The following is a 24,183-nucleotide window of genomic DNA, read 5'->3' as shown; positions in this document are numbered from 1 at the left end:
AGGAGATAGCCGTTGGCGAGTGACTCATTAGTAAAATCGCGGACTCACGAATCGATCCCTGAGTCTGATTTACAACAACTGATCCGTGAAGGTATTCAGTTGCTGCAATACGTTGCTCGCCACGGTGATCTCACTATTGACCCAGAGATTGCCCAGGGAATATATCGCGCCAAATATCGCATTGATACTCGGCACTGGAGCGTAGAAGATGAAACTTTGCTGCTGCAATGTTACGACCGTTTAGCCAAACAGGTGTACCCAGTGACAGTCGAGAGCATCAAAGCCGTTGTGCCCGACACTAAAGATGGCAAGCTTGAATTACCGGGCGCTTCAAGGGTGATCACCTGGTATCGGCGCTACACCGTTTTAACCCTGATTTTCCTGCTCATTGTGCAGATGTACTACTTGTTTGGCTACGCACTGACGCAAAACCTTCTCACCTCTGTGGGGTCAACGGACGCCCTCAATTCTCCTATGCCCCCAGATATGGAGGCCAATTACCAGTTGCTGCGAAACTGGAATCACATCTGGCTAGGTGGACGTAACATACCATTGGATGCCGAAAGGACTGCCAATGAAGACTCACCCGTTGAATATTCCGCTAACCTGATCGCCGCTCAGTCGGTATTGCAAATGCTACAAAACTACATTCTTCCGCTGATGTATGGCCTGCTTGGTGCGTTTATCTTTGTCCTGCGAAGCCTGCTGCAACAGGTGCGTACTCTTACGTATACCGCCAGCAGAGAAGTCGGCTACCGACTGCGCCTCACACTGGGCTGTTTAGCGGGAATGATAACCGGATGGTTACTCAAGCCGGAAATGGGCGACATGGCACTGTCTCCAATGGCGCTGGCCTTTATCGCAGGCTATAGCATTGAGGTGTTATTTACTTTGCTTGATCGTCTGATTGATGGGATTCGTCGTCAGCCTGACTCTGCTCCTGAGGCTTCTTCAACGGGGCGAGCGCCTGATTAGCCATCGTCGGAGCTTGCTCAACAAACGTTTTGACCAACTTAGCGACCAGTTCGAGAGACTCTTTCTGGAGTGATTCCAGCTTATCCATTCCTTGAAGTACACCGGTGACTTTCTGGTGTACTTTGACCTTCTGCTTCACTTGATCTGGCGTCATCTTCAGTTTTTGCAATTTCGGCTTGTAGGCTTTTTTGACCAGTTTAAGCGCATCGATTAAATCCGACATAGCATTTCCTTGCTGACTTCTCCTGCTTTTAACTTATCACTCAACAAGAAATAATCACGGCCAAATAACCCAATTATTCAGCCAATTAGCCTGAGCTACTCACCCTCTTTTCAAGTCATCATGGAGTGAAACCCGAAAAATAAGGACACACAATGAAAACTCGTTACCTCGGCTGGCTCGCCGCCTGTTTGATATTACTGAGTGGCTGTACGTTGCGCTTGGTGGCTCCCTACGATCCCCAAACCGTTCAGCAGGCACAAAGTATCGAACGCGATATCGAATACCTCTACCTGAGTATGCAGGCGCTACCAGAAAGCGAACGCCTCTACGCGAGATTCACTGAACAGTACCTCAAAATCGATGTGAGCGTGCGTGGATTGGAGCGCAGGCAGGCAAGGCGAGAGCAAAACCAAGAGACCTTAAAGCAGGCTCAAACACTGGAGCAATTCTGGCAGCAGGACATGAAAACTCATCAGCAAAAGCAAACCCTGTCAGATTTTCTCATCAAGCGTCGTTTAGATCAGTACAAGCGGCTTATTGATGCATTAATTCGTGGTGAACTCGCCAAACAATAATTCATTCAAGGAGCAGAAAGATGACAGAAAGCATAGATAACATCATCGAACAAATTACTAGCCAAATTGAAGACTCACCAATTAAGAACCTGCTGACCAGTGCGCTGACAGTCACACTGGATAAGCAAAAGGCCACCTTGCAAGAGCTGATAGAAGCTAGAAACAACGGCGAGTTAACCAATGAAGATTTTGAGCTTGAGATATTACGTGAAAAGCAAATCGCTGAAGCCGAAATGCTGACGTGGCAAATCAGCGCAAAATCTGAAGTGCAGAAAATCGTTAATAAAACCTTTAGCACACTAGTCGATACGCTGGTGTAACTGTTCCGGGCGGGAGCTTCCCGCCAATCTTGCTCATAAGGGGGAAGCATGGGCAAATATCGACGCCGCAGAGTCGTATGGGTTCCTCGTGGCTACCGACTCAAATCCCGCTATCGCAAAGCTAACAAAACTCAACCGGTAGAAGCGACTGTGCAGGAAGAGTCCGTTTTTTCGTCACCGGAAGAATCGGAAAATACACCACCCGTTTCCCAGGCTAACCAAGATTCATCTTCAACAAAAGAACCACTCATGCAAGAAACGGCAGAAGTAACAAGCACGACCAACACCGAAAGCAAACTGGCAGAATTTGACGCCAGCTTTAACCCTTATCAAAGCTATGTGCAGGATCTGGCGCGCTGCCTGACCAGCATGCCTAAAAGTGTGTTTACGGCCAGCTCGGAAGAGAAACCAGAGGTGCCTAGCGATGCCAACCATGAAAAAGAACCTGTCGACCATCTAAAAAAGCCATCCGAGCCCGTGCGCCCAAAATCTGGTAGTGAACGCCGCAGGCTCGAATCACACGCTGTCTCGCAGGACGATTCCAAGCCCAAAGCCAAGACTCAAACAACCAAAATCAGCTGGTCTCAGCCTTCAAGCTATCAGGGCCATTCAAATTACCCGTATCAATTTAAGTTTGTGGCTAATGGCGCATCAGATCATAAACTGGAACCTGCAATACCAGAAGAAGATAAGCATGGCTTTCAACATGCTGAAAATAAAAGACAAACCGTGGAGAGCTCAGCTCACTCAAAGCCTCAAAGCGCGTCTCGACAACCGAATCTTCGCTGGCTCACAGGCGTGCGTTCCTGCATGCGTGCAACGGATCGTCAATAACCCCAAAAGAGTGAACTATTGCACCAAGTATGTAGTGCCTGAAAAACCTATTCTGCGGAGGTAACTACTCAACAGGAGAAACCAATGAGACAACTACTATTTCGCCTTTGCGAAGCTTCTGACGGACGTACCTTCGCATTCCTGACTGACCAGCCTGACGTTGAAGATTATTTTGATAGCGGCTACAAAGTCGCTTATAAGTATCGAGACGGGCACAAAGGGAAACAACTCCTAGCCCGCTGGCGAAACTCATACTCGGTGAAATCACAGAACTACAGTCAGGTTCCAGAGCAAGATGAACTGCCTGAAGGCGTCCAAAACGCGTTTGATACTATGATCTCCAGCCTGATCCCAGGTGTCGATGTCTTCTTCTGCGATTACAACTTAGCCATCGAAGCTGACCTGCCTATTTGCAATCAGGTCATGGATAACTACCGCTCTACAGACTTCGTTCTCTTCTCGTGTGAAGAGCTGATCGGTAACGATCCAAATACCCAGCCTTACATGGTGTCTTATGCAGCCCCTCGCTACCCAGAGTCGGGCAACACAGGAAGCCAGCACCGTATTTACAGTAAAACGGATGGGTTTGCTTTTGCTCAGGCCGTGAATGCCATCGTCAACCAAAGAGATCGTGATGCGTTAAACGGTGGGCATATTCGCTCAGAAGTGGATACCTACATCAGTGAACCTTCCGTCAAAGAGTCCGTCGCAGAACAGGTCATCAATCGCTTTGTCGAAACGCTGCCGCAGTTTAACAGCAACGTGAAAGCCCTTAGCGCACCCACTGAATAATCCCGACCGGGAGGACTCTTAATGCGATCAGACCAAATGTATTATGCGGCCTTCAGCGCCGCATTAATGGCCGGAGCAGAGCCCGGCCTCGCCCAACGGCTGGCGTACCAACTGGCTTATCTGGCTCTTTCCTCCCCAGTGCAAGAGGAACCGCCCGCTTGTGAAAGCTCATCAGATTTACCTGAATGGTCACAACACTCACAAGCTGGTAAACCCATGTCGATACGCCCGATTAACCCTCTCAGCCATGTAGACTGGCTCAATGGTGGTGCACTGAATGAACGAGGTTCCAGACTCGGACAACACGGTATTTCCGGTCACTACCATTACTCTCATGAGCCAAGAGAGGTCAATCGACCACCCAAGCAGCCAACACCTGAGGAGAAATACGCTGGCAAGATCAATCGTGCCATCTTATTGGCAATGACCAATGCAGATAGCCTCGCCACCAGCAAATTTGTTGCTGCACTGTACCAGTACATGAGAGTCGCCAAACCGAATGGAGCGGATGTTCAGCACGATTACTGGCTACTCATGCATACCATCCGCTGCTTTTTGTTTGGTACGACTTTTCAATGGCAATCGGGTTATGCCAAAAGTACCGATTCAAGGCAGCAAAGCAAACCTATGTATCCGGTCATCAAAGCATTGTGGTCATGCTTTGAAGGGGGAATTGAAGAGCCTGAGCTTTCCGATATTTTGTCTGAGCAGCTCAGTTATTTTTCCCCCACTCAGCAAGTTCAATGTCTGTCTTTGGGCACAGCTTTTCGTCCAGAACTATTGAACGATTACAACCTTGCTAACCATGCCAGCCAGAGCAGAGTGTATCTACATGAATTGGATGATGCACAGCTATGGCTAGAGAACGCATAACCCCAACCTAACGCCAGCATCCCCTATTCTATGCTGGCTTAGCCCGAGTTTCTGCCCACTTCGATTGATACTCTGAACGCATCGCTCTTTCGGAGAAACCTTATGATTCAGCAATCACTACTCAGCCATCTCGCCGGTCAGCACGATTTCAGCAAAGCGAATCAGGTCATCGCCATGCCTCAGGCAAAGCCTTTTGTACATTCCTGGCTCACGCTCGATCTCAGCCTGTCGCTGGCTCAATCTTCAGATATCGAGGATATCCATTTCGCCTCCCCCTACAGTCATAATGACGAGTACCTCAAATTTGTTAGCAAATCGGCTTCCGTCGAACCTTGCGACAAACGCTACGCGTCAAAAGCGGATCTGCGTATTTCAACGCCGGGTAAAAACCTTTGGTTTGAATTTCACGTTCTGCATCAGGACGAATTAGCGTCAAAAAAAGATCGCAACAAACTCTATGACGATACCAAACGTGTCGCATCCTTACGTAAGTCTTTACCCGAAGATGAAGTGATGCTGCTGGTCGGATTATGGGGAAGCTTCAGTGGCGAAGACATCAAGCATTTCGAGCCATTGGATAACAACACTCAGTGTGCGTATGTGCTTGATACCAGCTTAACGGGCAGCACTCAGATTGCGCGGCTCAGTCATATGAAAAAAGAAGGGGAGCCACGTTTTCTGCTGGCTGCATTTTGAGGCGGGACATTAGTCCCGCTCCCAACATCATGGTTATCACGCTATGTAGCTTTCAATCGCGGCACGCGCATTATTTTGAATATGAACGTTTGCAAGATCCTTGAACAACTTACTCTGCTCGCCCAGTGGACCCGTTAACCCAGACTCACTGGCATAGAAAGCGCCACTCTTGAATTTGTCATCCAGCAGCCCATCCACAAAGCGCTGTGCACCCACTTCCAATTTATGCACTTTTCCCAACATCAACATGACCTGCATCATTCCCTTCATCATGTACTGACGCATTGGGCTAAGAGTATCAAAGCCTTCCGTACCTGTTGTCGCGCCTGGGCTCATGGTCACAAAGCGGATTTGAGGATACTCACGAGCGATGGACGACATCCAAAGCGCCGCCATGTACTTCACAGGCCCGTAAGGGACCGTCGCGTCTTTTTGATGGTTGTATAATCGCCCTTCACAAATGTCAGCGAATTCCTGAACTGATGAATTTTTTAGTTCGGGGCGTTTCATTCCCATGGACTTCACACCACGTGCCGCTTCAGAGCCGGCATACAATGCGACCTTGTTGAGTTTATTGGCTTTTAGCAGACCGTTCGTCAGCGCCACATGACCGAGTAAATTCACCGCAACGATTTGGGTTACGCCAGCGCTGTTTCGCTCATAGAAACGTGCGCCACCTGTGCCACCCGCATTCATCACCAGTGCGTCAACCGCTTCCGATAGGGCTTCAACCGCAGCGTTAACTGATGCAAGATCAGAAACGTCGATATCCACAATATCAAATATAGCTCTTCCGGTTTGCTCCTCCAGCTCTCGCTTGGCAATCAGAGCTTTAGTGTAATTGCGGCATCCTAGATAGATCTTCTCTATGTTTTGATTGGCCGCTAGCTGTCTCGCTGTTTCTTTACCTAAACCTGCATTCGCGCCGGTAATTAATACACTCTTCACCATGTTTCACCTCTAAATTTCGACTATTGTTGCGGCTAATGCGCCGTTTTGATGGTGAAACTTTATCAACTCAGATGAAGCCGTTTTTGATATTTCTTGCGCTCTTTGAGGTGATTTCAATTTAACTCCCCTCTCCTGCACAAACAAAAAATCCGCCGTTAATGGCGGATTTTTGTTTCCTTACATCGACTAGGTTCTTGCTTTCAATTGACGATACAGCTCCATCAGTGGATAGCGCACTTGAACCAGCATGATCGTTTGCAAATAGATACCCAGCAAGTCCTCACAATTGGAAGATTTGAGCTTATACGGCACACATGAATCCAACGCTGCCCACGGCCCGTTGTTCTGATCACCTACCGCTTCGTAATACCTGTTAGAAGGGTTGTTCCCATCCAACTCATCATCAAGAGTAAAGCAGATGTAAGTCGTATGAGCCCGGTTATTCTGGTTCAATACTCGTTGGTTCATACCTTGTTGTATCTGGCTATTAAAACTGACCAGAATCTCTTTCGAGTCATCTGTTTCAATCAATCGAACATTATGGATATTGGTAGTACCAAACTTTTTGCTCTTCAGATCGACAGCTCGACCTTTAATATCGTTATACGCATTAGTATTAACGGTAAGATTGACTAGCCCCAGAGGGAAATCCACATTCTTAAAGAAGTCCTTACTGCCAAGTTGCAACCAAGCACTTAACAAAGCATCGTTAACCACTTTAAATTTATCGTTTGGATTGACCTTTTTCGATTTTGGCTTGAGTAGTATAGATAGTGCGGTGTTGACTTGAGAGAAAGTTAAAGGGTTAAGAATGCAGGCTTTGAGATTAGGCAGGTTCTTCATTAGCTTATTCACGTTACTTTGATCACAAGCCGCGGTGAGCTGCAAACCAGACCCTGTAATCGCTAAGTCATAATTCCCTTCTACTGCTTTATTGATGTGACCAATCACATCACCGCTCGGCCCTTGCTCATTGACTGAAGCCGCAAAGTGATTCACTTTACCAAGCAGGTCATATTTTACCTGCGGAATGATACCTCTTCGATGTGTACCGTTTTGCTGGTTGGGAATTTCTTGAATGGTTGCCGCGTTTCCAAGTGCTTTAAGATTCGCTCGGTTGTTGTTCAAACCAGCAATGGCATACATGGCAGCAGCTGCCCGTTTCTTTCTCTTTGCTTCTTTATGTGGGCTACCACTCACCCCTAATTCAATCTCACCAATAAGCAGTAGGTTTTCAAACAGCATATAGCGCCAACCCGGGATCTTAAAATCGCCGTTCTGGTCATCGTGCAACACCGTCACTTCATCCTTAGCTGAAATATAGGATTCAGGGTTACCCATACGCGGTGTCGATAAATCGACAACTTCAGATTTAAATCGAATATCCTCAGTATTACCGCCATGCGTGATCCTGAAGTCATAAACAATGGCTAAACGGTAAAGCAAGAAGCCGGGAATCGTATGGTTAACATAGATGGTTGGAGTACACTGGGCCTGATAAACTAAACCACTGATATTATTGGTCATCGCGTGTGAAACCGTATCACCAAGGCCAAATTCAATTCTCTGAGTGTTGTTATTGAACAAACGATGGTTGCGCATATCCCATTCAGGCAGATAACGCATATCGCGACCGACTTGGTAGCATCGACTTTGGTTATCCCGATACGCCACAGTTATTGGCCCGACGAGCCCAGTCTCTTCTCTGACCACATTTTCAATAATTCCCAACAACTCTCCAGTTAGCCAGTTATTCATTGTTGTGTTCATGCCCACGGTGACATCATTTGGACCTACACCCGCTATCAGAGCTTGCGCGGCATCCTCTAGCACTTCAATCATTGCATCATGGACAGTATCAAGCTCTGCGTTTGGATTGGCACCCGTCGCCCACTTGGTGTAAGTGGCCAAATCCGGCATCACCTGAAAATCCCAGTCACTCGTTGGGTGTCCACCAGTATCTAACTTGGTTAACGCAGCCCCACCCTTCAGGTAATGGTAATAAATGTTATTGGTGTTGAGACCTGCTTTCGTACGCAGCGCTGCATCGGCCCTTAACGCGGCAGCTTCCGTAGGTGCTGCAACAACTTCAAGAAACTTCTCGGTAATTTCACTATCGACACGACGCTTGATTTCACGCGCTTTTTGCTGAATGGCATTAATTGGCATCTTAGATTCCTGTTTACTGAACTAAAGGTTGGAAGCGCGCCTCTACGTGAAGTTTATTGACTAATCACGTCTCAAATGTTGAGCGGTTATGAAGACGCACGGCTTCCTCCACTCTAGCGATGCGATGGCTCCAATACTTTGGCGAACCGATGTGAAATCTAGGCGAACCAATGACGAGTTTTGTTGGTTTCATAAGTCAGCGAATCGCTTCCATTTCTCAACTCAGCATTACATCCCCCGAGAAGATCACAGCTAAGCCTGAGTGAATCCACCGGTAGATTCATATAGTTGAACCACTTCATGTGTGATTCGTCAGCACAACATTTGACGTTTTTTGAAATTCCACGCCTTGGACGCTTCGTCCAGCCATTCAACCTAATTGGAGTGACAACAATGCCAACCAACACTAACCCGTTAAGACAGGGGGCTTCAGGCAGCTCAACTGACAACGAGAGTGCCCCTCTCACAACCAGCCAACAACAAGCTATGGATGAGTATCTGTGGCAGCAACTCACAGAGTTAGAAAACATTAACTCTGAAGAACAGTAAGGAGCCCGTGATGACCATTAGAAATAGAGCATGTAAGCATTTGGCTTCAATCCTCAAAAGCCGAGGGGATTGGGAAAATGGAATGAGAAAAATGGACGTAGACACGATACCTGAGAAAGTTCAGTACCGAGATTGGACGCATTCACTGCTCAGTAGCGGCGACTTCGTGTACTTCCTATATCAGGACTTTCCGACTGTTTTAGCTCATATGCAGACTGTGCTGTCAGATTTACTCGCCGACAAAAATGTGAGTACACACTCCTCCTTCTTGGATTCGCTTATCAACTCAAGCTCGAAAGAATCCGTTAAGAGCTTGAGTGGCGCTCAAGTCCACCTAGCCAAAGCAAGTAAACTATGCCCCAGCCTTGTTTCCCCTCTTGTTTTAGAGAAATCCAATGCTACCGCGATGGCTCAAGCTTTGTATGCCGATCTCAAGACCAGCTTCAATGGCATTAAAACCGAGATATCGGAATATCCTAAAAAGCTCCCGAAAGATATCCTTGATACTAACCCCGCTTCCACAAACTATGCCGATTGGTTAATGCAGCTAATCAGCTCAGATTCCTTTAACCTGTTCTGCAACGAATACTCTCCGCAAACCATCACAGCGATGAACTTTTTGTGGCAGAAAATCAAATATGACACACATGATGTCACCAGCACTGCGGAAGCACCTTATGTAGTATGTAGCGGATTATTTGGTAGCGACACCCCCGCGAGCAAGGATGATTTCGTCAAATTCTTTGAGAAACAACTGGAAGTCATCACGAAAAAGCTTGATTTTCCGACACCTGAAATCAAGGCGCCTGAATCAATCCATTTTGTCTCAATTCCATTTGAGAAAATGCCACTCGCAGGCTTCCATTCGATAGATACACTCATTACTCAAGTAAACCCAATGCTTGATTTAATTAAGGCAACTCAACGTCAGACCAGCGAAGAAACCTGGCTGGAATGGTTCACTAATAAAATCACCAGTATTCCATCAACACTAAAAGATAATGCCCGCAGTATTTTGTGGTTTGCACTAGGCCAGATTGCCAGTAAAGGCGGAACAGCGTTGGGCCTCCATTTCGGCGGAAACTTGCTGACTCCGTTAACCGCAACGGTCGATTTCAATGTGTACATGGCCAAACAGCTGCTTCTATACGATCTCAAGCAACATGGCAAAGAGACGCTCAAGCTCAAAGACGACGATCCTGTTATGGCATCCATCATCTTGGCAATCGACAATATTGATTGGGCGGCCGTGCGCTACTCATTCAAAGTCACGCCATTCGGTCTGCTTATTTCTGCTTACAGTGGATTTAAATGGGTAGCGAGAAAAACAGGTGTGAGCGATGGTGACAAATCTCAGGCACAGAAACTATTAGAAGTAGCCGATTTGATTCACAATAAAGATCACCACAATGATGCTCAGGTGCGCCTAGCACTGATTACCATCTTCCACTTGGTGGAGCAAAAACCGCACAAGTTTGTCGAAATCATGACGTGTAGAAAAGACGCTGCTATCAGTACTCTCGCAGGTAAACTGAGAGTTTAGTTCTTTCTTTATGGTTCGCTCCAAGCCCATAAACCATTATGGGCTTTCCTTCTTCCTACAAGACGACTTTTCTTACCTTTCCTGCGCTGGACTTAAATTTAATCAAAGCCAAACTTTTTGCTATTTACTTATTGATAATGATTTTCATTCGTATAAATTATTGCTCTGATGATATCAAGCTAACGGCGGAGGCCAACATGAATCAACCAGACATCACTGAACTGCTAATTCCTCAAAGCGAGTGGGCTTCACCGGAACTTTACCTTTATGAAAACGATGATCGTCTATGCCTAGATTTAGCGGGAGCTATTCAATACAGCGGTATCAACAGTATCGGTGGATTGGTATTAGGTTTCAGGTTGGTTCAATACGCGGTTCAGCTCGGCGCAGGGAGTGAAGTATTGCAGCGAGATGGTATCAGTATCTACACGGCCTTCCCCGGTCGTGGCACACAGGATGCTTTTGAATACACTTGCCGAGCACTGCGCGATAAACGCTATTGCTGCGACACCACCTTGCATCATCCAGGCGCTCAATCGGGTCAACGAGGCCAATTCTTGTTTACGATGCGCGTCAATGAGCAGTCCATGGTCATGACACCTGCCGATGGTTTACCAAGACACAGCTATTTTGAGGCAGACAGAAAGTCCAAGGAAAGCCCAGAAGCTGGGCTTCAGTGGCGCAATGAAAAGATTCACTTTGCGAATACGCTGCTCAGTCTTCCGCCAGAGCAATGTTTGAGAGTGTTGTAGAAGACTTGATAAGCCACTTATAAAGTAAAAGCCCATAGGGACTGATCTCTATGGGCTTTCTCTATAACCAACCATCAACAAGCAGCTGGAACAATGTATTGAACTGATAAAGCGTTAAAAAGCTCAACCAAACAATGAAAACTAAGTCTAAAATCCGCATTCACTTTCCTACCTTTCGAATTTCAATCCAAACTCTACACGGTATTCACAAGTCATTCTCAGTTTAACCGAGGCATCTTTTTGGCTTAGGCATTAAGTCATGCTTTATCTTGGTTTTTTAGGTGTGGGCTGGATTTCCCCTTTTTGTCACAGCTTCTTCCATAGAATAGTGCTCGCCTTTTTGATGGAAGGTTTTGAATGATTCTGGACCTTGTTCAGTGTCATAAATCAAGTCGAGATCTTCAACATTTTCAACAACTAGCCCAATATCATTTTCTAAAAGTGAAATAATATTTGAATATTGCGCTTCGTTTTCAGGGAAAATAGGTATACTCGCTTTCGCTAACGCTCGATATATATACCCTTCATTCTTCATTGATGGAATACATGAATCAATACTTGTAAATATACATATAATATTTCTTTCTCTATTAGCCCTTATAGCCATGAATTGGTCATATGGAACTACTCGACGATAAGGTTCATCTTGCTTTCTATTTATCAAGAAAAACGATACCAGCATAAAGCTTCCGGCACCCACTAACACTGCAGGGCCAACAAAAGCAACAAGGATTAAACAAACTGCGCTTCCCAAAGCCCCAATAATTTTAACTACGTTAGGAACCCAAAGTGGCTCTCCTAAGCTCTGGTGCACAACAATACCTTTTTTGGATAAAATGTAATCAAACCGATCATCCGATGCAAAGCTTATATATGTAGCAAACCAGCCTATAGAGAGTCCGACTAAAGTAGAAATAGCAAGCCCTTCCATGTTTTTCCACATTTCTATATCCGCAACTAAACCAATACCGATCAGAAGTGCAGAAATTAATAGAATAGGAAAAAACCACCACTTTTTTCTAAGCCATCTATCTTTTTCATCTAAGTTAAAACTGGTCCAAGAAAAAGCCTGAGTACTATTCTCTATATCTTCTATCTGTTTTTTTTGTAACTCTGAGAATTCTTCTAACGTTATATAAAAAGGTAAATGTGCCAACTTCTCACCCTCGGATTTGTATTATTCTACTATCATCATTCAAAAGTGACTGATATTGTTTTGACAAACTAGCATCAAACTCTGCTGTATATGTGCTCTTTTCATTAAGAGCATTTTGGTAAACATACTCAGTATTTGACACTAGCTCTCCAGATACCATGTTTAGACCTAAATATTCTACTTTTAATGTCACATACTTGCTAGTAGGCTCTGAAGAAGTTGTCATTATTGAACTATATTCAATATGCTCCTGATTCTTGTCGACCTTCAGCCACTCTTTTGTTTCATGAGAAGCAGAAATTCTAAGGGCATCAATATTAATTGTGTTAGGTATACGTAATGTTATTTTAAGTGCTACCTGATGCGAAATCACTGCAGGATAGCTTGAATTTCCACTTTCGACAGATAGAATTGGCTCTTGCTTAATAACTGGCTGTCTTATTAATTTGTCTAGCTCTGCAAGAGCTTCATTCACTAGTTTCGAATTTTCCTCTACAGATGCTTCAAGTTCTTGAGAGGTACTCCATCTGCCCCTCGTTGAAGAATACCCCCAAGGAAGGTTAGACAACCATCTTTGATAGTCATCTTTCTTTTCACGCTCTAGTAGAATTGTCGTAGCAACATAAACAATAGCTGCCACTGCCAGAATAGCAGTTGCAAATAGTCCTGCTGTAAGAGACAGGGATAACATTCCTGAATAGCCAACTGTCTGAAGGCCTAGAACTACACTTGAGGATACTAGAGAAGTACCTTGTATAAGCAGTAAGTTCTTTTCAACACTGGATTTTGCACTAGTGTAGCGATTGTAAACTCTATAACCTTCGATTGAGGTGGCTAATAAACCTAGCAAGGCAGTTCCTGCCAGCCATTTGTTATACAAACTAAGTTGCTTTAATTGTGCAGTATCTACACCCATCTCAATCTGCCTAGATGTAAGAGTCTTTAAAGAGTATCTTCGTAAGGTCTCATTACCCAGTTGAGACGACCAAACTTGGCTTGTTCTAATACCAACAACTGCAGAAAGCGAGTACATCCCTGTTTGAATAATTGCCAGGTACTCATCTGTCTGAACAAAATCATCCTCAAATGCGTCTTCCAAGGCGTCATGAAATGAAATCAGGTTGAATAACAGACCGATGAAGCCGAGCCCGCCTACTGACTTATAGTAATCTCCGAGCCTCTCAAATTTACCCTTAAGGATGTCCATATGTGCGTTTGCCATCGCAGATGCGAAATCTCTCGGTAAGACAATCTTTTGTGGGTACTCCAACATGCTGGCTCTGAGTACTTTTTTAGCGTTGGTGTACTTTTCCCTAGCCGCTTTGAAAGCACTCTTGGATACTGATTTATCATTACGATTAAACGCATCCACCATCGCTTTAGATTCTTTTAAAATTGCCTCATTACGTTTGATCTTATCTCGCCACTCGACAAATTTCGTTGAGTAGTCATCTGGCACTTCCAGCCCCATCTTGAGAGCAAGGCGTTCAGCCATGGCCATTCTCATGTAAGTTGTATTCGCAGTGGCAGTCGGGGCAACTGCAGATAGAAACAGTACGGATGACTGAGCGATGAAGCTGGCACCCGTTTTTGGCGCAGCAAGTGACAGCGCTTCAACAAATTCGTGGATAAGCAGGTGAATATTCTTGGCTCCGTCACTCAGAGGTTTAAGCAGTTCACTGCTATAAACATCTTCGTTGGTGAGAAAATCCACCAGCTTGCTGTAAATACCTGTAGCGCTTCCCCAGTTTGAAGCTGCCGAAGCAAACTTGTCCTGCATTGAAGGTTCTGTTTGCTGATCCGCCGAAATCGCTGATGCATCATCGATACTTAGTGGAATAGCGGAACCTAGAATACTGAATAGCTCACGGCTAAAACCACTGGTGTTTAGTGGGATAATCGTCGTCGGGTTGTCAAATTGTGCGGCAACAAACTCTTGATCTTGTTCACTTTGGATAAAAGTAACTGCCTCGACTATTTGCATGTGATAGTGGAGTAGCTCATCCTGAGTTTCCCTATCCCATAAGTCCATTAGCCACTCAACACGGTGAGGGGAAAGTTTCTCTAAGTTCTTGTGAAAATCTTCTCTCACCTTTGCCACCGGTTCGAAGAGTTCCTCGCGCTTCTTGGTCAGCTCCTCCATTTCAGAGAACATTCGCTGCCAGTCCAGCATTTTTCTCCATTTATCTGTTGCTGCCCATGTATCGTAGCTTTTTAGTTTGGTAGGCGAGACACTGTATTTCTCTTCGAAATACGCCTCTTTTGACTCCATAGCCGAAGACATATTCGAGCCATAGAGTTTATTAAGTTCACTGTTTATTTCATTGAACTGCCCTGGGTATGCCTCATTTTTCTTCGCAATATCAATAATATTTCGGCTCGAATAGTAGCTAGAAAGGTCTTTATAGAACTCAAGCTCTTGGCCTCTTCGCTTGACGATAGATGGCATCTTGAGATCATCTTTTGAGCCAAACATGCAAAGCTGCATGGCGGTTTGCATCAGGGCCCATTGGTTGGTGTATTGTTCTTCGAACAACCGATAAGGGGACGCAACACCTACAAAATACGCAGAAACATCCCTCCCTTCTGCCAAGTAGTCATCAATTGCCATGATGCAAGCGGCTTCTTCAGGTGGTAAAGCACTTTTAATCTCGGCTGAGGATGCCACAGGTTTCACTTCTAGATCTGGGTACTCACTATCCACCGAGGTTAGAACACTACTGTTAGAAAAACGCTGGTCCTCTACCGCACTCTCCTCTATATCCGCCACTTGTGATAGCAGCTCAATATCGCCAACATCAGAAGCATCTGGCAGCTTTAATGCCCGAGTAGACATAAACTGGCCGTTTTTCGCTTCGCCAGCACGGACTCTTTCGTAGCTTTCCCAGCTCCAACGATGTTTTGAGAACACACATGAAATGGCGGTTTTTGTAGAATAAGTGATATAAGGCTTTGCTTCTTGTGCCTGACCGCGACTGTCTTTACCTAGTTCAGGATCTTCACTTTCGCTCATCAGATACTGAGTAAAGTTCACGCCCTTCACTTCGTATTCATCGAGCTCTTTTGTCAAGTGATCATAAACGTATAGCCAACCATCACGCAGTTGTCTTAGCGTATAACTTAAGCCTGAATCTGCACTGTATTTTGTTGAGCCTTTCCCCTTCCACTCTTCAGGCAATCCAAATGGCTTTGTAGCAGGTTCAGCTTCCGGGTCTTCGATTTCATCTATCGCGTAACGCACAGGAACAATATTGATTGTTTCCCCTTCTACCTCTTTTTTCTTTAGGTTGAGCTTTTCTTCGGGTACGCCTTGTTCTGGCGGTTCAATCTTTTCCGTCCCCCCTTCCCAAAACATGCTGTGTTCAGGTGGCGATCCTGCAATATCATCAGATTCCAAGTCAGACATCTGATTGAAGGAAATCAGGGTGCCATCTTGTTCATACGCTGTGAGCGCATCATCATGGCTGAAGCTCTGATCGTTCCAAAACATGGATTTCTTAGGAGGAAGGGGGTTGTGGTTGCTCATAGTTACACCAGACGGACAAAAATTATCTGGATTAAGCAAATAGCGTACCTAATAAAAAGTTAACTAATTCAAATGATTAAAATGTGTCTTTTCTTGTTTACACAACATTTTGCTAATTTGAACAAGAAGTTGTGTTTTTAAACAAATTCTTGAGCACCTGACTAACCAAACTTCTTTGCCACATCAGCCGCTTTTTCACCCAATTCGGCAAAGTTAGCGGTGCCTTTTTCCATGATTTTCTGAGCTTGCTCGATAACCTGAACGTATTTTGGGTCACCTGTGGCAAGAAGTTCAGACAGAGCAACACCGATAGCGGTGGTACTGATCGTGTTGAGGTTGCGCAAGTTGTCGGCAGCGTCTTGCACTGCGATGGCGGTAGATTGAGCGACCGATTGTTTGGCCTTGTCAGTCGTGCTCTCATTCGACATTAGCGGCTACCCGTTAGCCGCCTTTTTTGAGGATCAAGGCACAAGCTGTCGAGGTTGAAGCATTGCTAATCGCCTGCATACCTTGCTGTATGGTCACGGCGTTTTGCATGTGCAGACCCATGGTGTCTGACATGGCTGACTCTGTCAGCTGATCGATCATCTCTGACACTTGTTTGAGGTCTTCCGCACTGTTTTTATCACTCATGGTTCACTCCTAAAACAAAAGGCCAATGTCATTAACTGAATTGGCCGTTGGGTCAAATGGTACTTTTGGCAAGAAACTCAAAGTGTGCTGGCGTTTATTCTTCGTCTTTTTCGACGATCGCTTCTGTTGCTCGACCCAAAACTGCAGTGCCTATAGCCGTTAGTGCGTTGACACCTTGAACTGTGGCCGCCTGCATACCAATGTTTGCCTGTTGCTGCGCTGATGTCGCGTTATTGTTCAGGTTCGACATCGCCAAGCCCATAGAGGTAAACAGGTTACCCATCGCATTAGCAGGTGATCCCGCCAGCACTTGAGTATTGGTTTGAGTTACAGAGTCCGTGATCTGCTCGTTGACTTTTTTCGGCATGATAACCTCACTTATTGAATTTCATTTGGCAGCAGCTCCTGCAGCTGCTGATTGATTTTGCTGATTTCCTGCTCAAGCTGGCCTTCGATGTTATCCAACATACCCGTGACCGCGTTTTCCACTTCATCGATGGACTCAGTCACCTGGCCTGAACCAAAACGCTTCTGTGACTCTGCAATCAACTTTTGCACGTCCTGTTGTTGCCGCTCGGTGAACGACTCAATCTGCTTGAGCTGTTCATTGACATCAAACTTCATCGTGTCATTACTGGTCATCGTTCGCCCCTTTGTTTCTCTTCAGAAAACGTAACAAGCTGAATGAGCGTTTTTTCTCTTCAGCCTCTTCCTGAATGTCTTCACTGCCGCCGTCCTCTCTTCCTAACCGATGACTGGCATCGACAAAGATGGCGGGCTCAGTTTTAGGCTCAACTTTCGCTTCAACCGTCGGTCGAGTTTGAGTCTGAAGTAAGCGGGCGCAGGCGTTCGTCACCGAAGCCGCGGTGGTCATTTGAGACTGTTGTTGAGTACTAACTGCGTTGTGCATGGACAAACCCAACGTGTCAGCCAATGTGGTTTCCAGCAAGCTGGTTGGTTGCGACGAGAACGCCTGCAACGTATTAAACTGGTCGATAGCGTTTTGCGAGAGTTCCTGTTCGAACTCGTTTTCGAATCTTGTATCCTGCTCTTTCATGTTCACTCCTTGCGATGCCTTCAACAGGCGCTGAAACGAATGCTGAACTCACAAACCTGAAATGGAAATGAGAAGAACAGCAATAGTTACTGAGAGCGATCGTGTAGCACAGTCGCTACTTTATCGCCGACCACACCGAAGTTTTCGGCGCCGTTCGTCACCACTTTTTGCGCCTGGTCGATAATGTCCATGTACTTAGGATCACCCGTTTCCAGAAGTTGGCTTAACGCCGTGCCAATCGCAGTGGTACTCAATGTGTTCAGGTTGCGCAGATTGTCTGTTGCATCCGCAAGTGCCATGGCGGTGGACTGAGCCACAGATTGATTCGCCGCGTGGAATGCTGACTCTGCCTGATCAGGGGGTGTGTTTACCGTTTTCATTCACATCTCCTTCAAATACACCTTTGCCAGTCATCAGACTGACAAAGGTGCGTATGGCATTACGAGTCTTTTTCGATGATGCCTTCTGCACTTCGGCCAACAACCGAAGAACCGATAGACATAAGCGAGTTAACGCCTTGAACCGTTGCTGCCTGCATAGTAATTTGTGCTTGCTGCTGGCCGCTTGTCGCGTTGTGAGCTGCAGTGCCTAACGCTTGGCTGGTAGACATTAGCAAGTTACCCATTGCCATTGCCGGAGTTTCACCAACCACTTTTGTGTTCACCTGTGTTACTGAGTCTGTTACTTGTTCATTAACTGGCATTGTTTCGTTCCTTATTTGTTGTTAACAATTAGTTTTTTCCAACCTGGCTGTAATTAGCCTTTTTCGATGATGCCTTCAGCACCACGGCCAATGACCGAAGAACCGATTGCCATCAAAGAGTTCACACCCTGTACTGTTGCAGCCTGCATAGTGATTTGTGCTTGCTGCTGTGCAGCCGTCGCGTTGTGAGCAGCATTACTCAAAGCGTGGCTGGTAGACATCAACAGGTTACCCATTGCCATTGCTGGAGTTTCACCAACAACTTTCGTGTTCACCTGTGTTACTGAGTCTGTTACTTGTTCATTAACTGGCATAATTTGCTCCTAATTTCAGTTAATTAGCTTGCGCTAGGTTCTAGGATGAGTTCGACACTACGGCCTATAACCGCGGTACCTGTAGCGAGCAACGAGTTCACTCCCTGCACTGTCGAAGACTGATGGACCAAAGTCGCTTGTTGGTTCGCCCCTGTACTGTTGAGTGCGGAGATGCCCATTGCCTGACTGGTAGAAAGCAACAGGTTTCCACTCGCAACAGCGGGGGTATCACCCACTACCTCGGTGTTTACTTGCGTCACAGAATCGGTGACCGCATCATTTACTGGCATATCAAATGCTCCTTTGCTGGTTAAGAAGTGCCGCATTGCACCTCAAAACTGACTAAGACCCTTTTGCTGCAATGGAATAAATCAACCCGGAACCTAACGCCGTATTGGTGACCACTATGGTCTGAATTTGCTGCTGAGCATGAGTCGCATTTTGTGATGCTTTCCCTAACGAATCGGCCACCATATTGAGGTACATATTGCGCGATGTTGTCGGCGTAAATTGACTCAGCATTTTTTCGATGTTGATTTCCATTTCAGAGGCTCTTGATGTTCGTCTCTATGCTTTCCATATTAAGAAGAAGTCCGCTTGATAACTTGGTCAAATCCATCAAGAATTACGGCCTTTTCACCAACTTAATTCGTCGTGAAGAGGCGCGCTTTTTCTCGTTCTTTCTGTCGGTACTGACGTGGTGTGCAGCCAACATTTCTCTTGAACATTTTTTCGAAATGACTCAGGTCACCGAACCCGGATTGCAGGCATACTTCCGTCACTTTCATCATCGGTGATTCATCAATTAGCTGCTTGGCATAACAGATACGCACCTGAACCAGTAGTGACTTAAATGAGTAGCCAATGTGCTGGCGGAATAGATAAGAAAGGTGGGACTGGCTAGTAAACGCCGCGTTAGAGAGATCGGCTAACGTCAGTTCTTCGGTGAAGTTCTCGCTCATATAGTTGAGCGCTTTTAACAATCCTGGGTGAAGATGACGGAATCCACTGAACTCTTGACTTAATACAGCTTCAACAATGTCGAAGGTTTCACTTTCGGGGAAAAGATCGAGATTCTGAATGTCTTCAACATCAATGTTGTTATTGCAACAGGACGCTAGAGTCACAATGACGCGCTGCAACTGCTCAACATTACCCGGCCAGTGGTATTTATGAAGAAGCTGAATCGCTTCGGGGGTAAATCGTGTAGTGGTAAAGGATTGGAGTTTATTGAGTATATGGTCGATGTGGTTGGAGAGGTCTTGTTTACGCTCCCTGACTGGCGGGATATGAAGCTCTAGGTGCGGAACCTCTGTCCCCAGTAACTTAGCCAAAAATTGCCGATTTCCTTCCGCACTGTTGATTGACTCGGTACAGGAGACTATCAGCTGGACCTTTTTTTCAGTCAAACAACTTTGAAACTCTTCCTGACTGAATAAGGTGGTCAGATAGTCTTTCTTTTCCTGTGGCAACACATCAACTTCAGAGAGATACAAAGTGCCTTGCTTCGCTCGATTGAGGCTACTCTCTAGGTACGCTTTAAATTGTGACTGATTATGGATGGTTGGCGGGATAAGAATAAAGCGGCCTTTACCTTCCAGTCGGTTTAGATGAATAAGAGAGGCGATGGAGCGTTTTTCCGTCCCTGTCTCTCCGCTGATAAATACCGGATAGTTGGTTCTGGCAGCAAATTCAATCTGACTTTGGATTCTCTGTATTGAAGGGGATAAGCCTAGCAGAGGGTACTCTGCTCCACTTCTATTAACAGGGTTATGTGGGAACGAATTGTAATTATTAAGTACCATAGGAAGGCCATTTCCGGCCGCTCCTGTATTGGCGTAGCTTAGCTCTGACATTGTAATTATTCCTTTATTTTAATGTAGTCTCTGACGTCGAGCTTCTATGCTAAGGTGAACATCCCTAGGTAAATTGGTGTTATTGGCTAAATTCACGGTTAAAGCAGTGAGAAACCCGTTGAATATGAAGTGACTAGCATTTACAAAGGAATAATTAACACGATAACTGTTGTTATCCACGCCCAACGCACGAGAAACAAGTGATGGCAAAGGAAAACCGTGCGTCATTTCGATGAAAAGGGCTTAACATCTCCCTATCAGGCACACTAAAAAGTGCATAACTATTGATTATCTATGCAAGCATCAAGTCATCCGACCTCCATATGCACCTAATTCCACAGGTAATGAGAATGACTTGTTTTTTAACACCTCCCAAACAAGATGTGAAATTTGAAAATACTTAGATAAAACATTTAACTAACATTGTTATCACGGAGTTAAAACCCAATAATCTCCAGTGATAAAGATCACATCTATAAATCTGATAATGCATTTTACTTTCGTATTTTCCGGTTCGACTGATAACCTCCTGCACGCCTTGAAGTGAACTCAAGGTGCATAACTATAAGGAGTGTTCACTATGAATACCAAGAAACCAATGTCGCTAACCAGCCGAGTAATTCTGGGCATGGTTGCGGGTATCTTGACAGGTTTTGCGATTCGCAGCCTTTTTGCCGACAACGGATTTGTCGACACATACATCGTCAATGGACTGTTTGAAGTTGGTGGCCAGATTTTCGTTGCCAGCTTAAAAATGCTTGTTGTCCCGCTGGTTTTTGTTTCACTGGTTTGTGGTACAAGCTCACTGAAAGACCTATCTACTTTAGGCCGAATGGGTGGTAAAACACTCGCTTTCTATATTACTACAACCGCTGTTGCGATTACGCTTGCGCTGACTATGGGTAACCTATTCCAGCCAGGTGCAGGTGCTGATCTGACCGCAGCGAGCTCATTCAAATCCGCAGAAGCACCGTCTCTGGGCCAGGTCATTATAGACATGTTCCCAACCAACCCGATCAGCGCCATGGCTGAAGGTAAAACCCTTCAGATCATCGTATTTGCTGTACTGTTTGGTATCGCGATCAGTGCCGCGGGTAAACCAGGTGAGCGTATTGCCGCTGTATTTGCTGACCTGAATGAGGTCATCATGAAGCTGGTTGCGCTACTGATGAACCTAGCCCCTTACGGTGTGTTCTTCCTAATGGCGAAGCTATTCACAGGTCTAGGTCTGAGTGCAATTCTAAACTTAGCGGAATACTTCCTCGTTCTGGCGGGCACACTTGTGATTCACGGCCTAGTCACCTACAGCGTGATGCTGAAAGGCTTCACTGGTCTTAGCCCAATCACTTTCCTGAAGAAGATGGAAGACGCCATCATGTTCGCGTTTTCGACTGCATCTTCCAACGCGACAATCCCTGTCACGATGGAAACAGCAAAGAACCGCATGGGCGTTGATAACCGTATTTCTTCGTTCACGGTTCCACTAGGCGCAACCGTAAACATGGATGGTACGGCCATCATGCAAGGTGTTGCGACAGCCTTTATTGCTCAGGCATTCAACATTGACCTGACTATGGGTGATTACCTGATGGTGATCATGACAGCAACGCTTGCGTCTATCGGTACGGCTGGTGTTCCGGGCGTAGGTCTGGTCATGCTAGCAATGGTACTTAACCAAGTAGGTCTACCACTAGAAGGTATCGCACTAATTATGGGTGTAGACCGTCTACTAGACATGATCCGTACTGCTGTAAACATCACAGGTGACAGCGCGGTAACGGTTATCGTTGCTAAGTCAGAAGGGGCTCTGGATGAGTCACGCTTCAACGACCCAATGGCAGGCGCGAAAGAAGAAGAAGTTCATCTGAAGCGCTCTGAAGCCTAGTTGCTCTGCCGAAGCAAAATAAACCCGGGATTATTTCCCGGGTTTTCTCTTTATGGGTCAAACAGTTCTATTTTTTATTCCTTAAACCCCTCCAAATACCTACGCAAACTATCGATTAACCAACCATAATTGACACTAATATCAATAAACTTTCAGAGGAGTATTGAGTTATGCAGTTCAAACATTGGTTTATAAAACTGATTGCAATATCAATCAGTACACTATGGTCTTTGATAGCCCTCGCTGCTCCTCCATTTGAAATTCCCCCCGGACTTGCTGTCGCCGCTGCTGCTCAGGAAAAACACAATGAGTCTCTCATGCAAACGTCTGGTGTAGTCGGCCATGGCTTATCTGTAGATGAAAATGGTACAGGTGTAATAGTGGTCTTTACTGATACACCGACGCCAAAAGGTATACCAAAATGGTTAGATGGCGTTGCTGTGAAGGAAGTCTATACTGGCCGCTTTTATTCCTTTGCTCCTCCAACCTGTGGAGGTCCACCATCTCAACGCCCTCCTGAGTGTTTTTCCGACCCCGAGCCAGACCCAGATCCTGTTGACCCTACGACACGTTTTGATAGACCAGTGCCCATTGGAGTATCTACTGGCCACCCAGCGATTACGGCAGGCACAATTGGCGCTCGTGTAACAGATGGTACAAATGTGTTTGCACTAAGTAACAATCACGTTTTTGCCAACTCAAATGACACCAGTATTCCAGAAAACATGCTACAGCCTGGACCGTATGATGGTGGTGTTGAAAATGGTGATACCTTTGCCACACTCACAGACTATGAGCCTATTCTATTCGGAGGGGCTGAGAATACTATGGATGCCGCTGTCGCTCTCACCAGTGCTGGAGAGCTCGGTACCTCGACTCCGGAAGGCGGGTACGGAATACCAAATTCACAAACTGTGAATGCAACGCTCAATCAATCTGTGAAAAAATACGGTAGAACAACTGGCTTCACTCAAGGTATCGTTGCGGCAATCAACGTGACAGTTGACGTGTGCTACGAGGGCAGTACGACATGTACCAAATTGGCTCGTTTCGTAGGACAAATCAGTATTTCAGATGGTTCGTTCAGTTCTGGCGGTGATTCTGGCTCTTTGATAGTAACAAGTGAGGGAAATAACCCTGTCGGCTTGCTATTTGCTGGTTCGTCAACTCGCACTATAGCTTCACCAATCGATCCAGTTTTAGCTCGATTCAACGTGACAATCGATTCTGAAGCACCACCACCGCCACCTCCAAGTGGCGATATTTCGCTAACAACGTCAGGCTACAAAGTTAAGGGGCTCCAAAAAGCAAACCTTGAGTGGTCAGGCAGTGCCGCAACGGACGTTGATATATATAGGGATGGAAGCGTTGTTGCTACTGTAGGAAACACTGGGTTTTACACAGATAACATCAACAATAAAGGTGGTGGGAGCTACAAACATAAGGTTTGTGAAAAAGACACGAATGTCTGCTCAAATACCACGACGACTAACTTTTGATATCTAAAAGGCCCAGAGAACTCTCTGGGCCTCATTTACGATGAAAAAACTCACAATAGAAGAAGTACAAGCTAAGTGGCAAGATGAGTGGATGAAGGTAGACGGTGTCATCGGTGTTGGTATTACCGAGAGCAACAAAACACCTTGTTTAGTGGTTTATTCCGCTTGCCCAGAAGTTGCGAACAGAAAGCTCCCCTTCTTTATAGATGGGATTAAAGTAATAGTTGAAAAAACCTCTCGATTTGACTCTTTGTAAAGTCCGTTGTCATTCATGCCATTTTGAATAGCTCAATATGAAAGGC

29 protein-coding genes are annotated in these 24,183 nt (G+C 45.7%); 13 read left to right on the top strand and 16 right to left on the bottom strand.

The window, feature by feature from the left end:
• Nucleotides 1–12 precede the first annotated feature (12 nt).
• Nucleotides 13–975 (top strand): hypothetical protein, encoded by a 963-nt coding sequence (locus QMA41_RS11400; protein WP_019277209.1) that lies wholly within the window; start codon nt 13–15, stop codon nt 973–975.
• Here QMA41_RS11400 and QMA41_RS11395 read toward each other — a convergent pair.
• Nucleotides 887–1,198: a hypothetical protein gene (locus QMA41_RS11395; RefSeq protein WP_281629691.1), complete on the bottom strand. Its 312-nt coding sequence runs from the start codon at nt 1,196–1,198 to the stop codon at nt 887–889. The two genes, QMA41_RS11400 and QMA41_RS11395, sit on opposite strands and share 89 nt — an antisense overlap.
• A gap of 152 nt (nt 1,199–1,350) precedes the next feature.
• Here QMA41_RS11395 and QMA41_RS11390 point away from each other — a divergent pair, with 152 nt between their 5' ends.
• From QMA41_RS11390 to QMA41_RS11365, 6 genes are all read left to right on the top strand, one after another.
• Nucleotides 1,351–1,773, top strand: a complete 423-nt coding sequence (locus QMA41_RS11390) for a hypothetical protein (protein WP_281629690.1) — start codon at nt 1,351–1,353, stop codon at nt 1,771–1,773.
• Nucleotides 1,774–1,793: 20 nt separating this feature from the next.
• A complete protein-coding gene (locus tag QMA41_RS11385) occupies nt 1,794–2,093 on the top strand; it encodes a hypothetical protein (RefSeq protein WP_064486938.1) in 300 nt (99 codons plus the stop codon).
• Between the two features lie 48 nt (nt 2,094–2,141).
• Nucleotides 2,142–2,927, top strand: a complete 786-nt coding sequence (locus tag QMA41_RS11380; RefSeq protein ID WP_281629689.1) for a hypothetical protein — start codon at nt 2,142–2,144, stop codon at nt 2,925–2,927.
• A gap of 84 nt (nt 2,928–3,011) precedes the next feature.
• A complete protein-coding gene (locus QMA41_RS11375; RefSeq protein WP_045987409.1) occupies nt 3,012–3,719 on the top strand; it encodes a hypothetical protein in 708 nt (235 codons plus the stop codon).
• A 21-nt stretch (nt 3,720–3,740) separates the two neighbouring features.
• Nucleotides 3,741–4,592 carry a hypothetical protein gene (locus QMA41_RS11370; RefSeq protein ID WP_038157172.1) on the top strand — a complete coding sequence of 284 codons (852 nt, stop codon included), beginning with the start codon at nt 3,741–3,743 and terminating at the stop codon, nt 4,590–4,592.
• A gap of 102 nt (nt 4,593–4,694) precedes the next feature.
• A complete protein-coding gene (locus tag QMA41_RS11365; protein ID WP_038157170.1) occupies nt 4,695–5,288 on the top strand; it encodes a hypothetical protein in 594 nt (197 codons plus the stop codon).
• Nucleotides 5,289–5,324: 36 nt separating this feature from the next.
• On the opposite strand, the gene QMA41_RS11360 is transcribed toward QMA41_RS11365, so the two are convergent.
• Both QMA41_RS11360 and QMA41_RS11355 read right to left on the bottom strand, forming a co-directional pair.
• The gene (locus QMA41_RS11360; RefSeq protein WP_281629688.1) at nt 5,325–6,239 is read right to left on the bottom strand and encodes an SDR family NAD(P)-dependent oxidoreductase; all 915 of its coding nucleotides are present in this window, start codon (nt 6,237–6,239) and stop codon (nt 5,325–5,327) included.
• Nucleotides 6,240–6,425: 186 nt separating this feature from the next.
• Nucleotides 6,426–8,408 carry a hypothetical protein gene (locus QMA41_RS11355; protein WP_281629687.1) on the bottom strand — a complete coding sequence of 661 codons (1,983 nt, stop codon included), beginning with the start codon at nt 8,406–8,408 and terminating at the stop codon, nt 6,426–6,428.
• Between the two features lie 393 nt (nt 8,409–8,801).
• Here QMA41_RS11355 and QMA41_RS11350 point away from each other — a divergent pair, with 393 nt between their 5' ends.
• From QMA41_RS11350 to QMA41_RS11340, 3 genes are all read left to right on the top strand, one after another.
• Nucleotides 8,802–8,957, top strand: coding sequence for a hypothetical protein (locus QMA41_RS11350; protein ID WP_172853652.1), 156 nt, complete (start codon nt 8,802–8,804; stop codon nt 8,955–8,957).
• Between the two features lie 10 nt (nt 8,958–8,967).
• Nucleotides 8,968–10,500 carry a hypothetical protein gene (locus QMA41_RS11345; protein ID WP_229629425.1) on the top strand — a complete coding sequence of 511 codons (1,533 nt, stop codon included), beginning with the start codon at nt 8,968–8,970 and terminating at the stop codon, nt 10,498–10,500.
• A gap of 197 nt (nt 10,501–10,697) precedes the next feature.
• Nucleotides 10,698–11,252 (top strand): hypothetical protein, encoded by a 555-nt coding sequence (locus QMA41_RS11340; RefSeq protein ID WP_281629686.1) that lies wholly within the window; start codon nt 10,698–10,700, stop codon nt 11,250–11,252.
• A gap of 277 nt (nt 11,253–11,529) precedes the next feature.
• Here the strand turns inward: QMA41_RS11340 and QMA41_RS11335 are convergent, their stop codons facing one another.
• From QMA41_RS11335 to QMA41_RS11275, 13 genes are all read right to left on the bottom strand, one after another.
• Complete coding sequence (locus QMA41_RS11335) at nt 11,530–12,408, bottom strand: hypothetical protein (protein WP_281629685.1); 879 nt, start codon at nt 12,406–12,408, stop codon at nt 11,530–11,532.
• Between the two features lie 4 nt (nt 12,409–12,412).
• The gene (locus QMA41_RS11330) at nt 12,413–15,934 is read right to left on the bottom strand and encodes a toxin VasX (RefSeq protein WP_281629684.1); all 3,522 of its coding nucleotides are present in this window, start codon (nt 15,932–15,934) and stop codon (nt 12,413–12,415) included.
• 161 nt (nt 15,935–16,095) lie between these two features.
• Nucleotides 16,096–16,362 (bottom strand): hypothetical protein, encoded by a 267-nt coding sequence (locus QMA41_RS11325; protein WP_006960116.1) that lies wholly within the window; start codon nt 16,360–16,362, stop codon nt 16,096–16,098.
• A 13-nt stretch (nt 16,363–16,375) separates the two neighbouring features.
• On the bottom strand, nt 16,376–16,567 hold the full coding sequence (locus tag QMA41_RS11320) for a RebB family R body protein (RefSeq protein ID WP_045974328.1): 192 nt from the start codon (nt 16,565–16,567) through the stop codon (nt 16,376–16,378).
• A gap of 94 nt (nt 16,568–16,661) precedes the next feature.
• Complete coding sequence (locus QMA41_RS11315; protein WP_019277222.1) at nt 16,662–16,934, bottom strand: RebB family R body protein; 273 nt, start codon at nt 16,932–16,934, stop codon at nt 16,662–16,664.
• An 11-nt stretch (nt 16,935–16,945) separates the two neighbouring features.
• Entirely contained in the window at nt 16,946–17,209 is a 264-nt protein-coding gene (locus tag QMA41_RS11310) for a hypothetical protein (RefSeq protein ID WP_040122256.1), read from the bottom strand.
• Nucleotides 17,199–17,624, bottom strand: coding sequence for a RebB family R body protein (locus QMA41_RS11305; protein WP_281629683.1), 426 nt, complete (start codon nt 17,622–17,624; stop codon nt 17,199–17,201). Before QMA41_RS11305 ends, QMA41_RS11310 begins: the two co-directional genes overlap by 11 nt.
• Before the next feature lie 86 nt (nt 17,625–17,710).
• Nucleotides 17,711–18,004, bottom strand: a complete 294-nt coding sequence (locus QMA41_RS11300; protein WP_006960111.1) for a RebB family R body protein — start codon at nt 18,002–18,004, stop codon at nt 17,711–17,713.
• A 59-nt stretch (nt 18,005–18,063) separates the two neighbouring features.
• Nucleotides 18,064–18,327, bottom strand: coding sequence for a RebB family R body protein (locus tag QMA41_RS11295; RefSeq protein WP_006960110.1), 264 nt, complete (start codon nt 18,325–18,327; stop codon nt 18,064–18,066).
• Between the two features lie 53 nt (nt 18,328–18,380).
• The gene (locus QMA41_RS11290) at nt 18,381–18,641 is read right to left on the bottom strand and encodes a RebB family R body protein (RefSeq protein ID WP_006960109.1); all 261 of its coding nucleotides are present in this window, start codon (nt 18,639–18,641) and stop codon (nt 18,381–18,383) included.
• A 23-nt stretch (nt 18,642–18,664) separates the two neighbouring features.
• Complete coding sequence (locus QMA41_RS11285) at nt 18,665–18,931, bottom strand: RebB family R body protein (RefSeq protein WP_006960108.1); 267 nt, start codon at nt 18,929–18,931, stop codon at nt 18,665–18,667.
• A 52-nt stretch (nt 18,932–18,983) separates the two neighbouring features.
• Nucleotides 18,984–19,184, bottom strand: a complete 201-nt coding sequence (locus QMA41_RS11280; protein WP_006960107.1) for a RebB family R body protein — start codon at nt 19,182–19,184, stop codon at nt 18,984–18,986.
• Between the two features lie 101 nt (nt 19,185–19,285).
• The gene (locus QMA41_RS11275; protein ID WP_281629682.1) at nt 19,286–20,497 is read right to left on the bottom strand and encodes an AraC family transcriptional regulator; all 1,212 of its coding nucleotides are present in this window, start codon (nt 20,495–20,497) and stop codon (nt 19,286–19,288) included.
• Nucleotides 20,498–21,077: 580 nt separating this feature from the next.
• On the opposite strand from QMA41_RS11275, the gene QMA41_RS11270 reads away from it, so the two are divergent.
• The 3 genes from QMA41_RS11270 (at nt 21,078) to QMA41_RS11260 (ending at nt 24,137) form a co-directional block, all read left to right on the top strand.
• The gene (locus QMA41_RS11270) at nt 21,078–22,382 is read left to right on the top strand and encodes a dicarboxylate/amino acid:cation symporter (protein ID WP_281629681.1); all 1,305 of its coding nucleotides are present in this window, start codon (nt 21,078–21,080) and stop codon (nt 22,380–22,382) included.
• Nucleotides 22,383–22,552: 170 nt separating this feature from the next.
• Nucleotides 22,553–23,881 carry a hypothetical protein gene (locus QMA41_RS11265; RefSeq protein ID WP_281629680.1) on the top strand — a complete coding sequence of 443 codons (1,329 nt, stop codon included), beginning with the start codon at nt 22,553–22,555 and terminating at the stop codon, nt 23,879–23,881.
• Nucleotides 23,882–23,921: 40 nt separating this feature from the next.
• On the top strand, nt 23,922–24,137 hold the full coding sequence (locus QMA41_RS11260; protein ID WP_281629679.1) for a hypothetical protein: 216 nt from the start codon (nt 23,922–23,924) through the stop codon (nt 24,135–24,137).
• Nucleotides 24,138–24,183 lie beyond the last annotated feature (46 nt).

It is taken from the genome of Vibrio sp. St2, assembly GCF_947311885.1.
Taxonomy (GTDB): Bacteria; Pseudomonadota; Gammaproteobacteria; order Enterobacterales; family Vibrionaceae; genus Vibrio; species Vibrio coralliilyticus.
Note: the sequence above shows the minus strand (reverse complement) of the source record. Positions and strands in the feature narration are given on the sequence as shown.

Coding starts and splice junctions, on each gene's coding strand:
- QMA41_RS11395 (WP_281629691.1), bottom strand. CDS start 1,198: ATGTCGGATTTAATCGATGCGCTTAAACTGGTCAAAAAAGCCTACAAG.
- QMA41_RS11390 (WP_281629690.1), top strand. CDS start 1,351: ATGAAAACTCGTTACCTCGGCTGGCTCGCCGCCTGTTTGATATTACTG.
- QMA41_RS11385 (WP_064486938.1), top strand. CDS start 1,794: ATGACAGAAAGCATAGATAACATCATCGAACAAATTACTAGCCAAATT.
- QMA41_RS11380 (WP_281629689.1), top strand. CDS start 2,142: ATGGGCAAATATCGACGCCGCAGAGTCGTATGGGTTCCTCGTGGCTAC.
- QMA41_RS11375 (WP_045987409.1), top strand. CDS start 3,012: ATGAGACAACTACTATTTCGCCTTTGCGAAGCTTCTGACGGACGTACC.
- QMA41_RS11370 (WP_038157172.1), top strand. CDS start 3,741: ATGCGATCAGACCAAATGTATTATGCGGCCTTCAGCGCCGCATTAATG.
- QMA41_RS11365 (WP_038157170.1), top strand. CDS start 4,695: ATGATTCAGCAATCACTACTCAGCCATCTCGCCGGTCAGCACGATTTC.
- QMA41_RS11360 (WP_281629688.1), bottom strand. CDS start 6,239: ATGGTGAAGAGTGTATTAATTACCGGCGCGAATGCAGGTTTAGGTAAA.
- QMA41_RS11355 (WP_281629687.1), bottom strand. CDS start 8,408: ATGCCAATTAATGCCATTCAGCAAAAAGCGCGTGAAATCAAGCGTCGT.
- QMA41_RS11350 (WP_172853652.1), top strand. CDS start 8,802: ATGCCAACCAACACTAACCCGTTAAGACAGGGGGCTTCAGGCAGCTCA.
- QMA41_RS11345 (WP_229629425.1), top strand. CDS start 8,968: ATGACCATTAGAAATAGAGCATGTAAGCATTTGGCTTCAATCCTCAAA.
- QMA41_RS11340 (WP_281629686.1), top strand. CDS start 10,698: ATGAATCAACCAGACATCACTGAACTGCTAATTCCTCAAAGCGAGTGG.
- QMA41_RS11330 (WP_281629684.1), bottom strand. CDS start 15,934: ATGAGCAACCACAACCCCCTTCCTCCTAAGAAATCCATGTTTTGGAAC.
- QMA41_RS11325 (WP_006960116.1), bottom strand. CDS start 16,362: ATGTCGAATGAGAGCACGACTGACAAGGCCAAACAATCGGTCGCTCAA.
- QMA41_RS11320 (WP_045974328.1), bottom strand. CDS start 16,567: ATGAGTGATAAAAACAGTGCGGAAGACCTCAAACAAGTGTCAGAGATG.
- QMA41_RS11315 (WP_019277222.1), bottom strand. CDS start 16,934: ATGCCGAAAAAAGTCAACGAGCAGATCACGGACTCTGTAACTCAAACC.
- QMA41_RS11310 (WP_040122256.1), bottom strand. CDS start 17,209: ATGACCAGTAATGACACGATGAAGTTTGATGTCAATGAACAGCTCAAG.
- QMA41_RS11305 (WP_281629683.1), bottom strand. CDS start 17,624: ATGAAAGAGCAGGATACAAGATTCGAAAACGAGTTCGAACAGGAACTC.
- QMA41_RS11300 (WP_006960111.1), bottom strand. CDS start 18,004: ATGAAAACGGTAAACACACCCCCTGATCAGGCAGAGTCAGCATTCCAC.
- QMA41_RS11295 (WP_006960110.1), bottom strand. CDS start 18,327: ATGCCAGTTAATGAACAAGTAACAGACTCAGTAACACAGGTGAACACA.
- QMA41_RS11290 (WP_006960109.1), bottom strand. CDS start 18,641: ATGCCAGTTAATGAACAAGTAACAGACTCAGTAACACAGGTGAACACG.
- QMA41_RS11285 (WP_006960108.1), bottom strand. CDS start 18,931: ATGCCAGTAAATGATGCGGTCACCGATTCTGTGACGCAAGTAAACACC.
- QMA41_RS11280 (WP_006960107.1), bottom strand. CDS start 19,184: ATGGAAATCAACATCGAAAAAATGCTGAGTCAATTTACGCCGACAACA.
- QMA41_RS11275 (WP_281629682.1), bottom strand. CDS start 20,497: ATGTCAGAGCTAAGCTACGCCAATACAGGAGCGGCCGGAAATGGCCTT.
- QMA41_RS11270 (WP_281629681.1), top strand. CDS start 21,078: ATGAATACCAAGAAACCAATGTCGCTAACCAGCCGAGTAATTCTGGGC.
- QMA41_RS11265 (WP_281629680.1), top strand. CDS start 22,553: ATGCAGTTCAAACATTGGTTTATAAAACTGATTGCAATATCAATCAGT.
- QMA41_RS11260 (WP_281629679.1), top strand. CDS start 23,922: ATGAAAAAACTCACAATAGAAGAAGTACAAGCTAAGTGGCAAGATGAG.